Annotated in this window: 12 protein-coding genes and 1 pseudogene; 2 read left to right on the top strand and 11 right to left on the bottom strand. The window is 45.0% G+C overall.

Annotated features, from left to right (window positions below):
- Window positions 1-22: 22 nt before the first annotated feature.
- The 8 genes from glpK to MOC09_RS15390 form a co-directional block, all read right to left on the bottom strand.
- A complete protein-coding gene (gene glpK / locus MOC09_RS15425) occupies window positions 23-1513 on the bottom strand; it encodes a glycerol kinase GlpK (RefSeq protein WP_268359242.1) in 1491 nt (496 codons plus the stop codon).
- 18 nt (window positions 1514-1531) lie between these two features.
- A complete protein-coding gene (gene glpF / locus MOC09_RS15420; protein WP_003233386.1) occupies window positions 1532-2356 on the bottom strand; it encodes a glycerol uptake facilitator protein GlpF in 825 nt (274 codons plus the stop codon).
- 168 nt (window positions 2357-2524) lie between these two features.
- On the bottom strand, window positions 2525-3103 hold the full coding sequence (gene glpP / locus MOC09_RS15415) for a glycerol uptake operon antiterminator GlpP (RefSeq protein ID WP_268359246.1): 579 nt from the start codon (window positions 3101-3103) through the stop codon (window positions 2525-2527).
- A 27-nt stretch (window positions 3104-3130) separates the two neighbouring features.
- Complete coding sequence (locus MOC09_RS15410; protein WP_268359252.1) at window positions 3131-4483, bottom strand: aspartate aminotransferase family protein; 1353 nt, start codon at window positions 4481-4483, stop codon at window positions 3131-3133.
- A gap of 403 nt (window positions 4484-4886) precedes the next feature.
- Window positions 4887-6428, bottom strand: a complete 1542-nt coding sequence (locus MOC09_RS15405) for a bifunctional GNAT family N-acetyltransferase/carbon-nitrogen hydrolase family protein (RefSeq protein ID WP_268371034.1) — start codon at window positions 6426-6428, stop codon at window positions 4887-4889.
- Between the two features lie 15 nt (window positions 6429-6443).
- On the bottom strand, window positions 6444-7106 hold the full coding sequence (locus MOC09_RS15400) for an HAD family hydrolase (RefSeq protein WP_268359248.1): 663 nt from the start codon (window positions 7104-7106) through the stop codon (window positions 6444-6446).
- Between the two features lie 121 nt (window positions 7107-7227).
- Window positions 7228-7650: a CBS domain-containing protein gene (locus tag MOC09_RS15395; RefSeq protein WP_003239592.1), complete on the bottom strand. Its 423-nt coding sequence runs from the start codon at window positions 7648-7650 to the stop codon at window positions 7228-7230.
- 137 nt (window positions 7651-7787) lie between these two features.
- A complete protein-coding gene (locus MOC09_RS15390) occupies window positions 7788-8183 on the bottom strand; it encodes a YhcU family protein (protein ID WP_268366703.1) in 396 nt (131 codons plus the stop codon).
- A gap of 110 nt (window positions 8184-8293) precedes the next feature.
- On the opposite strand from MOC09_RS15390, the gene MOC09_RS15385 reads away from it, so the two are divergent.
- Complete coding sequence (locus MOC09_RS15385; RefSeq protein WP_268371032.1) at window positions 8294-9202, top strand: RluA family pseudouridine synthase; 909 nt, start codon at window positions 8294-8296, stop codon at window positions 9200-9202.
- 31 nt (window positions 9203-9233) lie between these two features.
- Here MOC09_RS15385 and srtA read toward each other — a convergent pair whose 3' ends face one another.
- Window positions 9234-9827 (bottom strand): sortase SrtA, encoded by a 594-nt coding sequence (gene srtA, locus MOC09_RS15380; protein WP_268362520.1) that lies wholly within the window; start codon window positions 9825-9827, stop codon window positions 9234-9236.
- Window positions 9824-13449, bottom strand: a pseudogene (locus MOC09_RS15375) (5'-nucleotidase C-terminal domain-containing protein). Before MOC09_RS15375 ends, srtA begins: the two are co-directional and overlap by 4 nt.
- An 82-nt stretch (window positions 13450-13531) precedes the next feature.
- Between MOC09_RS15375 and MOC09_RS15370 the strand changes: the two are divergent.
- Entirely contained in the window at window positions 13532-14188 is a 657-nt protein-coding gene (locus MOC09_RS15370; RefSeq protein ID WP_268362519.1) for a spore coat protein, read from the top strand.
- Here the strand turns inward: MOC09_RS15370 and MOC09_RS15365 are convergent.
- Window positions 14114-15088: a hypothetical protein gene (locus MOC09_RS15365; protein ID WP_268362517.1), complete on the bottom strand. Its 975-nt coding sequence runs from the start codon at window positions 15086-15088 to the stop codon at window positions 14114-14116. The genes MOC09_RS15370 and MOC09_RS15365 overlap by 75 nt on opposite strands.
- Between the last annotated feature and the right edge of the window lie 123 nt (window positions 15089-15211).

Raw genomic sequence — 15211 nt, 5'->3', positions numbered from 1 at the left:
ACCATTATATCATAGTATGATTTTATTTAAAAGCCATAGCTGCTTTCACGGCTTTTTGCCAGCCTTTATACAGCTCATTTCGTTTTTCTTCTTCTAATTCAGGTTCAAACCGTTTATCCAGCTTCCACTGGTTCGCGATTTCAGAACGGTCCTTCCAGAATCCCACAGCAATACCTGCCAAATAAGCCGCGCCAAGTGCAGTTGTCTCATTAATTTCCGGCCGTTCCACAGGAACATTCAGCAGATCTCCCTGGAACTGCATCAGGAAATTATTTTTCACGGCACCCCCGTCTACACGAAGCGTTTTTAATTGAATATTTGAATCAGCTTCCATTGCATCAAGCACATCTTTTGTCTGGTAAGCCAATGACTCCAGTGTCGCGCGGATAAAATGTTCTTTTGTTGTGCCTCTTGTCAGGCCGAAAACCGAACCGCGCACGTCACTGTCCCAGTATGGCGTTCCCAAGCCGACAAATGCAGGAACAACATATACGCCGTCAGTTGAATCCACTTTCTCTGCGTAAGATTCGCTTAGCGAAGAATCCTGGAACATTCTCAATCCATCTCTGAGCCATTGGATGGCAGAGCCTGCGACAAAAATACTACCTTCTAAAGCATATTCAACTTTTCCATCAATGCCCCATGCAATTGTCGTCAAAAGGCCGTGTTCGGACTTAATTGCTTTTTCCCCGGTATTCATCAGCATGAAACATCCTGTGCCGTACGTGTTTTTTCCCATGCCTTCTTCAAAGCACGCCTGGCCAAACAGTGCGGACTGCTGGTCGCCTGCCGCTCCTGCAATCGGGATATTTTTTCCGAAGAAGTGATAATCAACAGTTTCTGCATACACATGGGAAGACGGCTTCACCTCGGGCAGCATGGATTTCGGTACATCTAAAATGTCGAGAAGCTCATCATCCCATTTTAGATCGTGAATATTAAACATCAGCGTTCTGGAAGCGTTGGAATAATCCGTCACATGCGCTTTTCCGCCTGACATTTTCCAAATGAGCCATGTATCAATCGTTCCAAACAACAGCTCTCCTTTTTCCGCCTTTTCTCTCGCGCCTTCCACATTGTCTAAAATCCACTTCACCTTCGTGCCAGAGAAATAAGGATCGATTAAAAGTCCCGTTTTTTCTCTGAATACATCATTATATCCTTTCTCACGAAGCTCCTCACAAATGCCGGACGTCTGTCTGGACTGCCAAACGATTGCATGATAGACAGGGTTTCCTGTATCCTTATCCCACACTACCGTTGTCTCGCGCTGGTTTGTGATACCGATGCCTGCAATTTGAGAAGCACTGATCCCTGATTCAGAAATGACTGATGCAATAACAGCGAGGACAGAGCCCCAAATTTCATTAGCATTATGCTCAACCCAGCCTGGGTGCGGGAAGTATTGTGTAAATTCCTTTTGAGCAGAGTGAACGATTTTGCCTTCTTTATTAAACAGAATCGCTCTTGAGCTAGTCGTTCCCTGATCTAAGGATAAAATGTACGTTTCCATAAGATGTCTCCCCTTTGATTAAATATATTTTGAATTTGATAATGTTTTAGCTGAATGTGATTTCGTATAAACATAGAGTCCTAACAATACCACAACCAATATAACGCTTACAATCCAGAAACTGCTTGTGATGTGCCCTTTAAATGCAGCGTTGTAAAATACGCCGCCGAATGATCCGCCTAAAATCGGGCCTACTACCGGAACCCATGCGTATTTCCAATTTGATGAGCCTTTCCCCGGAATCGGAAGAAAAGCGTGGGCAATCCGCGGGCCTAAGTCACGGGCCGGATTAATCGCATAGCCGGTGGTGCCTCCAAGAGAGATACCGATCGCCACAATGAGGAAACCGACGATTAAAGGATTAAGACCTTCTGTAAATTGATTTGCCCCAATAGCCAGGATTCCAAGCACAAGGACAAAAGTCCCGATCACTTCACTTAAAACGTTTGCAAATGTATGCGGAATGCTGGGGCCTGTTGAGAAAACACCCAGCTTGGCAGCGGGATCATCCGTTGACTTCCAATGCGGAAGGTAATGCAAATAGATAATCACCGCACCGATGATCGCACCGATCATTTGTGCTGCAATATAAACGGGAACCTCTTTCCACGGAAAATCTCCAACAAAAGCAAGCGCTATCGTTAGCGCCGGATTCAAGTGTGCTCCGCTTATGCCGCCAACTGCATAAGCCGCCATGGCAACACCCAATCCCCACCCAAATACAACAACAATCCAGCCAGACTGGAATGAAAGCGATTTCTTTAAATTGACACCTGCACAAACCCCTGCTCCAAAAATGATCAGCAGCATCGTACCGATGACTTCTCCCCAAAATGCTGTCATAGCACATTCCTCCTAGAGTCACGATTAAGAAGTATGATAGAAGAAAAAAACCACAACAAACCGCTTTACGGGTGCATAGACATTTACCGTAAAGAGCTGCTGTGGTCTCCGAGTTCTCCATCACAATGTATTAACCTAGTGCAATTGTATCAGTGGATGAAAGCGGTGTCAATCACTTTCTGTCAAAAAGTTTTCATATTTCTTCCATAATTTGGTGTTTGACGTTGTGACAGCAACAGCCCCCGCTTTCAACGCCTGTTCTACATCCTTTTCCGTACGGATGAAACCGCCAGCAAAGATAGGAATTCCCGTTTTCTCTTTTATTTCTTGAATGAGTGACGGAACGATGCCGGGCAGCACTTCAATAAAGTCAGGCTTATGCTTGCCGACAAACTCCATGCTTTTCTCCATCGCACTTGTATCCAGCAGAAACAGACGCTGAATCGCATAAATTTTCTTCTGCTTCGCTTTGGCAATCACGTTCGATCTTGTTGAAATAATCCCAGCGGGCTTGATGTCCTGGCAAATAAACTCTGCTCCGTATTCATCATGCTTGATCCCTTGGATGAGATCGACGTGCACCATCATGTTCTTTCCGTGCTTTTTTGCCTCTCGGATTACGCCCTTCAGCTGGCCGAGATGAATATCCAGAATAACACCGTAGGAAAATGAACTGTTCAAAAACTCATCAAATTGCTTCATATTTCGAATAGCCGGTAAAATAGGCTGATTGTGAAAACTCATCATGTGCTCCTTTAATCAATCACTTTTATATTAAATCGTCTGAAAGCTATCTTTCACCGTTTTCACGATAAAGGAAAGGTCCTCTTCTGTCAGGCAAAACGGCGGCGCTAGCTGAATAACGTTGTTGTAGCCGGCAACTGTATCGCCGTTTTTGCCGATGATCAGCCCTTTTTCTTTACAAGCCGCAACCACCTGGTTTACTTTTTCGGCATCAGCCGGCTCTTTTGTCAATTTATCTTTGACGAGCTCGATTCCGATCAGCAGTCCTTTTCCTCTAACATCCCCGACTGCCGGGTGTTTTCTCAAGGACTGAAGCTCACCCAAAAGCTTTGCTCCAAGGTCGCGGGATCGCTGAATCAGCTGTTCGTCCTCCATAATTTGCAGGTTTTTTAACGCCAATGCACAGGCAGCCGGGCTTCCGCCGAACGTGTTCACATGGCGGAAACGGTCATAAGGCGCTTCCCCTTGGTACGCTTCGAAAATGTCCCGTTTTACAGCAGTTGCTGACAAAGGCAGATACGCGCTGGTGATTCCCTTCGCCATCGTAATGATATCAGGCTTCACGCCGTAATGCATAAATCCGAATGGCTCGCCTGTCCGTCCAAATCCGCAGATGACTTCATCGCAAATCAAAAGAGCTCCGTGGCGGCGGCAAATGTCTTCCACCTTCTTCATATATCCCTCAGGCGGCATTAAGATGCCTCCGCCTGTTATGATAGGCTCCATGATGACCCCGGCAATTGTTTCGCTTAATTCCCATGTCATGATGCGGTCAATTTCGTTTGCGCTTTCAAGCGTGTCAGCATCCTCAGGATTCCGATATACATCTGGCGGGGCTGCATGCAGAAATCCCTGGCTTAAAGGCTCATATTTATACTTCCGCTGCGCTTGCCCTGTTGCTGAGAGCGCTCCCAATGTGTTTCCGTGGTATGCACGATATCTTGAGATGAATTTGTAACGGCTGTGGTCGCCGTTTTGAAGATGGTACTGGCGGGCGATCTTAAAAGCCGTTTCGTTAGCTTCCGATCCGCTGTTGGAAAAAAAGATGACATAATCACCGCCAAGCCATTCATTCAGCTTTTCCGCCAGTTGAATTGCCGGTGCATGACTTTGCGTTAACGGGTAATAAGGCAGCTCCTTTAATTGCTCATAGGCAGCCTCCGCAAGCTCCTTTCTGCCGTAGCCGATATTGACGCACCACAAACCGGACATGGCATCCAAATAGCGGCGTCCGTCTATGTCGGTCACCCAGGCCCCTTCAGCCTTTTGGGCAATCAGGCTGTCCGCTTGATGCGCTCCCTTCATGGCATGCCACACAAATTGCTCATCTTTTTGCTTTAATCCCTGATTTTGCTGAATGTTTTCCATCCCCATCATCTCCATTTCATTAACGTTCACTAAAGCGCCAATCCAGTTTAACCAGACCTTCTCTTATGTGATGTCTTGGTGATGATTTCCCTGCCTTCAATATAAAGCCAGACGGGGTTGGAGTCAATAAACCCCCAAAATAATAAAACATCCCCTCCATTAAGAAGATGCAGCATCCAAAGCAAAACAGGCAAGGTGACAATACTCAGCATCGTGCTGATAAAGGTCGAAACAACTTGGACAGCCATTGCAATAGCAGTTGAAGCCTAGCCGTTTTCTGTATGATATAGGAAATGGCGAAAATACAGAAACTCCATAAGCACCTCCACTATACAATTTACTTTTTTTAAAAGAAAGCACCTAAACAATTCCGCTTTTGTTTAAAAAAACCCGCCAATTCAGGCGGGTTTTTTGGGAATTATTTTTTATATTGAATATGATAAATATCACGCCGTCTGTCTTTGAGCTGGCGCACTGTGCCGTTTTGGCGCTGTCTTCTGAGAATTTCCAGGTCAACATCGCCGATGACGACCATTTCGATATTCGGATTTGTTTCACCGACAATGCCGTCTCTGGCAAATTCAAAATCAGATGGTGCGAAGATGCCTGATTGAGCGTATTGTATATCCATATTTTCCGTTTGCGGAAGGTTTCCAACCGTTCCGGAGATAACCGTATAAATTTGATTTTCAACCGCTCGGGCTTGCGAACAGTATCTGACACGCAGATAGCCTTGGCGGTCTTCTGTACAAAACGGCGTAAAAATAATTTTTGCACCCTTATCCGCCGCAATCCGGGCAAGCTCAGGAAATTCAATGTCATAACAGATCTGAATCGCGATTTTTCCGCAGTCCGTATCAAACACGCGAACCTGGTCTCCAGCGCTGATTCCCCACCATTTGCGTTCATTCGGCGTAATATGGAGCTTATATTGCTTCTCGATCGTTCCGTCCCGTCTGAACAGGTAAGCGATATTATAGATCTTGCCTTCCTCTTCGACAAAATGAGATCCGCCGATAATGTTGACATTATACTTCACAGCCAAATCAGTAAACAGGCTGATGTAATCTTCTGTATACTCGGTAATTCTCTGTACCGCCAAGCTCGGTGACCGTTCCTCAAGGAAGGACATCAGCTGGGTTGTGAAAATTTCCGGGAACACCGCAAAATCAGATCTCGCGTCAGAAGCGACATCGACATAGTATTCTACTTGGTTCGCAAATTCCTCAAAGGAATAAATTTTCTTCATTTCGTATTGAATCACACAAATTCTAACAGGGAACGCCGATTTATAATAGCGTTTTGTCTGCTGAGGAAGATAATCGACATTGTTCCATTCCATCAGCGTCGCATACTTGATCGAAGCTGTATCGTCCGGGAGATAATTCGGATTAATCCGCATAAGCGTAAAGCCATTCATCAGCTGAAAAGATAGGACCGGATCGTAAATTTGGTGGCGAGTCACCTGTTCAACATACTCTCTCGCCGTCATTTCTTCTGCATATTTGTGATAGTTCGGAATTCTTCCGCCTATGATGATGCTTTTCAGATTTAAGCGCCGGGCCAAGTCCTTTCTCGCCTCGTACAAACGGTGGCCAATCTTCATTCGTCTGTATTTCGGATGCACCATGACCTCAATTCCGTACATGTTCAAGCCGTCGGGGTTATGGTTGGTGATATAGCCGTCATCTGTAATGTCCTGCCACGTATGGCGGTCATCATACTCATCAAAATTAATCAGGAGACTTGAGCACGAACCAATAATTTCACCTTCGAATTCAGCACAAAACTGCCCTTCAGGAAAATGTTCCAAATGGCTGATTAAATGCTCCCGCATCCAAGGCTCCATTCCCGGAAAGCAGTCCTTTTGAAGATCGATAATCTTGTCAATGTCTTTCTCTTCGATATTGCGAATGACCATTTTCTTTTCAAAACGGGTCAAATCTAATTTCTCAGACAATCTACTCGCTCCTTTCTAGTGTTGTTTGTTCAGCTGATCAAGCAATAGGGCGAGCTCCATCTCCGCCATTGATTCCAGCCTGTGATCATAATCTTCAAACATCAAGGTGCTTGTTACTTTATTCGGGACGATGACACACTTCATTCCCGCTCTTTTCGCAGCAATCGAACCGTTGACAGAATCCTCAAACGCGAGACATTCAGACGGCGATACGCCGAGATTCTTTGCTGCCAATAAATATAGTTCTGGATTTGGCTTTACCTCTTCCACATCATCCGCCGTTTGAATGACCTCAAAATCATCAAACAGGCCGATTTGCTTCAAATGGCCCGATACCCATTTATAATCAGAGCTGGAGGCGAGGCCTACTTTTAAGCCTAAATCCTTTGCCGCGTTCAGATACGCCTCGACACCCGGTCTTGCTTTTTCTGTTTCGATGCGTTTCGCAAACCGTTCTCTTCGCAATGTTGTCAGCTCTTCATGATTCAGCTTTTTGCCGATCTGCTCTTCTAAATATTCAAACGGCTTAAATCCCGCGGCTGTTCCAATGACCTTTCCCCAGACGGATAGCGGCAGGACTGAGCCGTGTTCCTCAAATATTTCCTGAAGGACTTCATATTCGTGTGTTTCTGTATCGAGAATAAGCCCGTCAAAATCAAAAATTAACGCTTTAATCACTGCGTACAACTCCTTTAGTCCGAATTGAGACATATGTATAACTATACCCCTAAACGTGCCTGCTTTCAAAAAGTAAGGGGTTATGTGAAGAAAGAGCCTGCACACAGCAAGCTCTTTCTTATTAATGAATGTTTTGATGAGAAATGTTTGTCAGTGCTTCTCCAGCAGACTCGTTCGACATCTGATTGACTGCCAGGTCTCCAAGCGCAACGATCCCGACTAGATTGTTTTGATCTACAATAGGAAGGCGGCGGATTTGGTGCTGGGCCATCAGCTGCGACGCGTCTTCCAGACTCATATTAGGATTTCCTGATACGAGGTCTGTTGACATCACTTCTGAAACGGGTGTCTGGCCATCTCGGCCCTGAGCTGTAGTTCTTAATGCAATGTCACGGTCAGTCAGCATTCCTTTTAAAGCACCTTGCTCTACAACGGGAATCACCCCAACATTATGCTGTTTCATGAGAGAAGCCGCTTCCTGAATCGTTTGATTCGGTGAAACGGTTGCCACCTGCGTTGTCATTGTATCTTTTACTGAACTCATTGTCAGCACCCCTTTCAAACATTAGTATGTTCAGACACGTGCCGATTAAAAAGGGAGTTAGAGGAAAGGTTTTATGATATGATTTCCCTGATGCATAAAAGAGCTTTTCTGAAAATGGAAAAGCTCTTGCAGCCGGATTATATCAGCCTTCTGTGACCGAAAAAGGCTTTGTTGGATTTCAATTGAAAGTCAGAAAAAGCAAACGGAAAATAAATTCCGAAATCATTCAGCATCTTGCTGTTTTTCTCAAAAATCGCCTGATCACTCACATCAAAGTGCGGCGAAGGCTTTGTCAGGATAATATGTATCATTTGCAGACAAGCCATAATTTGAAACGCTTCTTTTAAAGTTCCTTGGTAATAATGGTTATTTAAAGACAGAACGCCTTTCTTTTTAAAGCGCTGAATATCCAGTTCGGAGAAATAAAGAGGAAATACATCATGGAAAAGCTCCATTGACAGCTCCTTGATAAAGCTCTCCTGTTCTGCAGTTGCTGCGTTCACAATTCTCACGTCAATCACCTTTCTTGCCATCGAATATCCTAAGTCTTAATCAAGAATAGCACAGAAAAAAACTCGAAAGCTAAGGTAAGTGTTTCCTATGAGAAACAACGGACTTTCGCTTCGAAAAGGAGCCACTTGACATGAAACAAAAAGGCAGAGGGCTTGAGTTCCTCATCAATGACAAACAGGATGGACAATGGCTGTTTTCTGTATTGAAAACAGCACTCAAAGCCTCTAAACCCGTGATCCAAGCTTGGGTAACCAACCATCAGATAAAGGTCAATCACGAATCCGTCATTACCAACGTCATTCTAAAAAAGGGAGACCGCGTCTTCATTGATCTTCAGGAAATTGAAGAATCTTCCGTCATTCCGGAGTATGGAGAGCTTGATATTTTATTTGAGGACAGTCACATGCTTATCGTCAATAAACCCGCTGGCATAGCGACACATCCGAATGAGGATGGGCAAACCGGCACACTGGCTAATTTGATTGCCTACCATTATCAGGTGAATGGCGAAGCATGCAAGGTGCGCCACGTCCATCGACTTGATCAGGATACATCTGGCGCAGTCGTTTTTGCCAAGCATCGTTTGGCACACGCCATCTTAGACCAGCAGTTAGAAAAAAAGACGCTGAAGCGTACATATACGGCCATTGCTGAAGGAAAGCTTAAAATGAAAAAAGGAACAATTGATTCACCGATCGGCAGAGACCGATCACACCCGACAAGACGCCGGGTTTCACCAGGCGGGCAAACAGCCGTCACTCATTTCAAGGTGATTGCCAGCAATGCGAAAGAGCGGCTGTCGCTCGTTGAATTAGAGCTAGAAACAGGCAGAACGCACCAAATTCGTGTCCATATGGCGAGCATCGGCCATCCGCTAACAGGAGACTCACTTTACGGAGGGGGAAGCAAGCTGCTAAACAGGCAGGCGCTGCATGCAAAAAAAGTACAAGCGGTTCACCCGATAACAGGCGAGCTCATTGTTGCTGAAGCTCCTTTCCCAGCTGATTTAGAAAGCCTTTGCCACGCATATTTCTCATAAAGACAAGCCGCAGGCACTGCCTGCGGCTTTTTTAAGTCACTCGTTCTCCGTATATAATATAGCGCTTCGGAGCATTGCCCACATATGAAAACGGATAGCAGGTCGTCAGTATGAGTTCTTCCTTCTCATGCTGAAGCGTAATGATGGAAGTGTCATCTTTATCAACAATCTTTGTTTTTACAATTTCATATGTGAAATCTCCATATGACAGCAGAATACGAAGCCGGTCCCCCTTTTCCAGCTCTCCCGTCCGGCGAAACACGGTATCCCGATGTCCCGACAGCACAATTTGTCCGTTTTCATCAGGATAATAGCTGTCCTTGTAATGTCCGACCCCTTTTTCTAAATCATCTGCATCTGTGCCCTCCACGATCGGAAGCTCTGCGTTGATTTTCGGTATTTCCAAAATGCCGCTGGCTTGGCCTGTCTCAGGCTGAAATGATGCTTTCTTTGCTTGATCTGCGCTTTTTTTCGCAGCCGAAGCTTCCTGGGGCTTTTCAGCCGCCAGTTTTGCTTCTTTTAATGTTTGTTCAGTCTTCATATTCGTATCGATCAATTTGTAGCCCCCAAAGCCTGTGATTAAAAGCCCGGCTGCAATGATGACGAGTGGAATAACCTTTTTCACGTTCTGGAGGCGCTCCTTTTTCTTCTGACATATAGATAAGTACCGGACAGCGTCACCGCCGCACCGATCACCATAATGTTATAGTAGCCCGCTGATGTATCTGGAAGCTGATGATCAGACCCGTTTTCTGCAGTCTCGTTTTGTAAAGGCAATGTGCTGATCTTGCCGGAAATGTCAGCATTTTTTTCATCACTCGGTAATTCGCCTAATTTCAAAATGTCTGAAGGCGTCAGCTGATGAACCGGCACAGTACCCGGAGTCTCTTTTATATCAGTCTGGTCTTCCCCGGGCTCTGGATCCTCTTTAACCGGCTGCTCCGTCGCCGGATCATCTCCAGGCTCTTCTGTTACTGGGTCTTCATTGTCACCGGCTTTTGCCAGCTGAATTCTTCCCTCTTTTGTATAAGCAATTGGCTCATCAAAGCTTTTCACGTACTCAACGGTCGCGTCCAAATCCTCAGGGCCTGTCACCGGATTTTTCCCAAGCAGTCCGATTGGCTGATATTTGGTTCCTGTCGCCGTCGCCATAAAATTGTTGACGGTCAGTGTATATGTGGCATCGGGCTCAATCTCGGTGCCATCTGCCATTCTCAGCTCGACAGCTTTTCCGGTTTCTTTATCCCAAGTATACGTAAAACCGCTTATGCTGTAATCAGGCCCAAAAACCGGCGAGATTTGCGCATTGATAATCTCTCGTAAGTCTTTTCCTTTAATCTCAAGCTTCGTTAACACATTTCCGAACGGCTGGATATTGTAAAGATCTCCCCACGTAATGGGGCCTTTCTTCAGCGCTTCCCGTATTCCGCCTCCATTCATAAGGGCAAAATCAGTTTTCATGGCCGCTCGCATGCCATCCGCAATCAGGTTTCCAAGAGGTGTATCGCCGTCATTCGAGTACCCGCCTTCCATATCAACAGCCGCTTCGCCGACAACCTCGCTGATAATCGGTTCAGCAAGCGTTTGGTATTTCTTTAATATGGCTGCCGCGCCGGGATCTGGTTCTATTTTGCTTTGATCGACATATTCGATTTCTGCTGACTTTTTAACGATGTCTTTAGTTGTTTTATCGATCTCTACATCAACAACACCTATCGCTTTTCCATATTCAAATGCCTGAACAATCAGTTTTCCATTCACTTCACCGTTAACAACCTTATGATTGTGCGCTGCAAAAATCACATCAATTTCAGAATCTGTTTTATTGGCAAGATCTGCAGATTCACCGGTAATTGCGGTGCCATTTTGTTCGGCTGACATATGTGCGAGAACTGCGATGGCTTTCACGCCTTTTTTCTTTAGCTCTTCGGCCGCCTCATTTACTGCTGTCACCTCATCTGTAAACTCGATGTTTTTTATTCCGCCAGGCATGACCATGCCAGCTGCCGACTGGGTGACAACCCCGATAAAAGCAACGGGTATGCCCTCCACGTTTATGATGTCATATGCCGGCAAAAAAGGCTCTCCGGTCGATTTCATTTTACAATTGGCGCATACAAGGGGAAAGTTCTGTCCATGATATCCGCTTGTGCCTTTCGGGTGATCTCCGCCATTTAGGATCCTCAGCAGTTCATCCGTACCTTCATCGAACTCGTGGTTGCCGACAGTTCCGACATCAAATCCGATATCCTCCATGAGTTCTACAGTCGGTTCATCTTGAAGAAGGGATGAAACTGGAGAGCTGCCTCCGATCATATCTCCCGCATGCACAATCAGTGTGTTTTTCTTTTCGGCCTTTTTTTCTTTCAAGTAAGCGGCCGCATAGTCCATCCGCCCAAAGATGCCATCTGCAGTACCGTCTCCATCAAGATCAAGCTCATACTGCTGATCGATCTTGCCATGCAGATCATTCATGCTAAGAATTCGAAGCGGCACATGTTGTTGAGGGGCCGTTTGCCTCTTATGATATCCTGCGTCCTCCGCTTCACTTGATGAGGCGAAGAAAATTCTGTTTTCCACAGCTACCTGTTTCCATTCTGCCGGCTGCACGTATGTTTTATTTGATGAGTCTCCCACATATCTTGTCAGGCCTTTCCCCTGCTCTCTGGCTCTAAATTCAAACGGCATTTCCATGAGGGGATCTTCTTCATTCCAAATTCCTTTTTGATCTTTTTTCGCAGTCGCTACAGCAGACTGAAACTGCTGATAATCCTTTTCATTGTCAACTGGCCAAATAAAGTACGTCGGAGCATAGCCATTTTTCACAAGCTCTAAGTTCACGTTTAAACCCGACTCGGTTATGACCTGTCCGAGAAGTCTGCCATAGCTGTCCTTTGCTTCCCTTCCGACCTTAACCGTAATTTTATCTCCTGGGGACAGAACCGTATTTAAATAATCAGATGCTTTTTTGCCAAATCTTAATTGATTTTCGTCTGCTTCATTTTTTGGTGTGTGGTATGTTTCAGGTGTATCTACATTTACAAACCGGATTTTTGTCGTTCCAAGAACCGGAGATTTGAGATGAATGGTATCTCCGTCAACAACCCGATCAACAACACCTTTATACTCACCCTCCGCAGATGGAGGAGCTGGCTGTTCTTCAAGAGGCTTCATATCAGACGATTTTCGCGGAAGCAGCTGAAAGGACTGGTATCTGCTCAACACACCGGTAAATTCATACCATTTTCCCTTATCAAGTTCGTCTATTATCCCTGTTTCATTCATAATCCGGAGAGTCATCGCATGATGGTCTTCATCAATTATCGTAACATTGTAACCGCCGCCGGCAGGCGAATTTGGGATTGAAGAAACAAACGCTTTTAGTGTTACAAGGCAGCCTTCATACTGATCACCTAGACTGCTGTTAACCAGTTCATTGATTGTTGAATGTTTAGGAGCGGGGAGAGGTTGATTTGACTGGTTGATCTTGATGCCTGATGAGTTTGGAACGATCTCTGTCAGCCCTTGGTATGTTGTGATTTTCCCTGTCACCGTGACATCCATACCTTCTTTTAATTCGGGAAATTGTTCAGGGGCAGGCGAATAAATGTTAATGCCTCCGGTTTCGTCCTGCATAAAGGTTGACAGCTTCCCGCCTCCGACCGCACTTTGGTCAGCAGTAACCATCCCTTTTATTGTGACTTCCTCATTCAGCCGCCCCCGCGCTTCATTTATCGTCACTGGCTTTTCAGCCGGCGGAGTTTGCGTGCCATCTGTTAACACCATTGACTGAACGTTCTTAAGTCCAGTGGTGTTAAAGTAATCTTCGAGTTTTCCTTGAACCGTGATCTTTTTTCCAAGAAGAAGCGGATTGGTTTGCAGCCCGAATTGGCTTCTGAAGGCGGAGGGGACTTGCACAGGGAGAATATGATCGGGCGAACTCTCGTTTTTGCTGTCTGCCAGCGCAACATTATAATTATTTGAAAAAGGGCTTGTCAGCTTATAATGCTGCGGGGAAACAGCCTGGCCGACAGCATACCCTTCGACAAGCGCCTGTCCTTCTTTTTGCTGTATCGCCTTATCAACCGATATCGGCTTTTGCGGTTCAGCTGCCTTTACAGCTTCGCACGTGTACATCGCATTCAAGAACATCAATACCGTGATCAGCACAATATGCAGAATACGCCTCATCATTTTTCCTCCTAATATAAACGACTTTGTCTGCTAATCATTTCGACAGACAGCATATAATTCCTTTCAGTCTTCTGCATAAAACGCGGCAGACTGACACAAAATACAGATGATCTGAAAAAAAAGGAGGAATTCGGTTTGGATCAGTTAAATCAGCAGCAATCTCAAATGAACAAAGGCATCCCTGGCAAACCGCATAAAAACCACGGCGGACATGAAATGTTTGATATGCACGAGGTACTTTCCGGAACACTTACTGTGCTTGATCAGTTTATGATGCTGAGACAATTTTGTAAGGATCAGGAATTATTAAACATCCTTGATCGTCAATATCAATTCATTACGTCTCAATATAACTTAACTGCTGAATGCTTCAAAACAGGAAGCGAACCTTCTCAAAAAACAGCAACTTATATGATGAAGGAAGACAACCAGACTGTTTACGGCATGCAGCCGGCACAGCCTAAAAAACCTGTTCAATCCATGAATGATATTGATGACAGCATCATCAGCAGACAAATGCTTTGCGCGATTAAAGCACAGGCTTCCATGCTGACAATGGCCTCTCTGGAAATGACAAACCCAGCCGTAAGACGTGTACTGTCTGCGCAAATTCAGCAGTATGTTGAAATGGCTTTTGAAATTTTCCTATACCAAAACAAACACGGCTATTACCAAGTTCCTCAGCTAGATGCGCAGGATATGGAACAATTGAGAAATTCATTTGCTCCGGCACAAGGGCAAATGGCTCCAACTCAAGGCGGTATGGGACAGCAACAGCAAGGACTTCATTAATAACAAAGGCATTGGATAAATCCTATCCAATGCCTCACTGTTTTCTTCATATGTTTTCTTAAAATCCTTTTCAAATTGATTAAGGCTTTCCTTTGTTGCCGATTTAAATCCTTTTTTAAAGTCCCCTTTTTTTGCCGTTTCCTTTATCATTTCTGAAATAATGCCTTTCCCGTATTTGTCAGTCAGCTCATTGATCATATAAAAGCTTTGCATATAGACGTCAGTGTCATATTGAGCTCGTGCTTTCTGCCAATCTTGATCTGTCTGCAAACGGTCAAAGGGCACGACAGAAAACGTGATCGGATCTATAAGCAATTCATAGTTCGCGATCCACTCACTTAACCCTTCATGAAACCATAACGGAAACTCATCGGGATCTGCTTCCAGCTCCTTTAATTTCTGGTGAAACGCATGGTGTGTGTATTCATGAATCAACAACCTCTGGTACAAATAAACCGCTACTTCGTCGCCTTCTAAAAGTTTCTTTTTCTCTTCAGGCAATAATCCAATCAGCTGCTCCCTTTCAGAATAAAAACCGACGACATCCAGTAAACCGGAGTACGCCTCCATCTGTTTTTCATTAGGAAAAAAAATAATATCAATAGGCTTCTGATTCGAATATCCAATCATAATCTGGTTAATACTGACCGCATATTCAAGCGTTTCTTTCGTCAATGGCAGTAAGGACTTTTCCTTAGAAGTGTAATAAATATCGGCCTGTTTGATTGACTCTTTCTCCATGTGCTTCGTCACTTGTTCTTTTGTTATACCAGATGCCTGCCCTGGCAAAGACAGGATATACATCGTGCTTGATACGATGGCCGAACTAACAGCCAGCATCACAAGGACTCCGCACAGGAATAGAGCGGATGCCGCACGCTTTCCTATGCCATCCCGCAAACGTCTCCCTCCCTGAGCCGGTCCGTCTTGTACCTTTTATTTTTACTTTATGCAGCCTGAGTTCGCGGTGTGCCATTAACGCAAAGAAAAAAGCCGCACAAATGGGACTGACCCCATAAGATG

Origin of the sequence: Bacillus sp. N12A5 (assembly GCF_026790125.1) — a bacterium.
Classification (GTDB): Bacteria; Bacillota; Bacilli; order Bacillales; family Bacillaceae; genus Bacillus.
The sequence above is the reverse complement of the archived record's forward strand: the minus strand, read 5'-3'. Positions and strand labels throughout refer to the sequence as shown.

Bases quoted from the DNA above. Each gene is read 5' to 3' on its own strand.
- glpK (WP_268359242.1), bottom strand. From the start codon at position 1,513: ATGGAAACGTACATTTTATCCTTAGATCAGGGAACGACTAGCTCAAGA.
- glpF (WP_003233386.1), bottom strand. From the start codon at position 2,356: ATGACAGCATTTTGGGGAGAAGTCATCGGTACGATGCTGCTGATCATT.
- glpP (WP_268359246.1), bottom strand. From the start codon at position 3,103: ATGATGAGTTTTCACAATCAGCCTATTTTACCGGCTATTCGAAATATG.
- MOC09_RS15410 (WP_268359252.1), bottom strand. From the start codon at position 4,483: ATGGAGATGATGGGGATGGAAAACATTCAGCAAAATCAGGGATTAAAG.
- MOC09_RS15395 (WP_003239592.1), bottom strand. From the start codon at position 7,650: ATGAGTTCAGTAAAAGATACAATGACAACGCAGGTGGCAACCGTTTCA.
- MOC09_RS15390 (WP_268366703.1), bottom strand. From the start codon at position 8,183: ATGGCAAGAAAGGTGATTGACGTGAGAATTGTGAACGCAGCAACTGCA.
- MOC09_RS15385 (WP_268371032.1), top strand. From the start codon at position 8,294: ATGAAACAAAAAGGCAGAGGGCTTGAGTTCCTCATCAATGACAAACAG.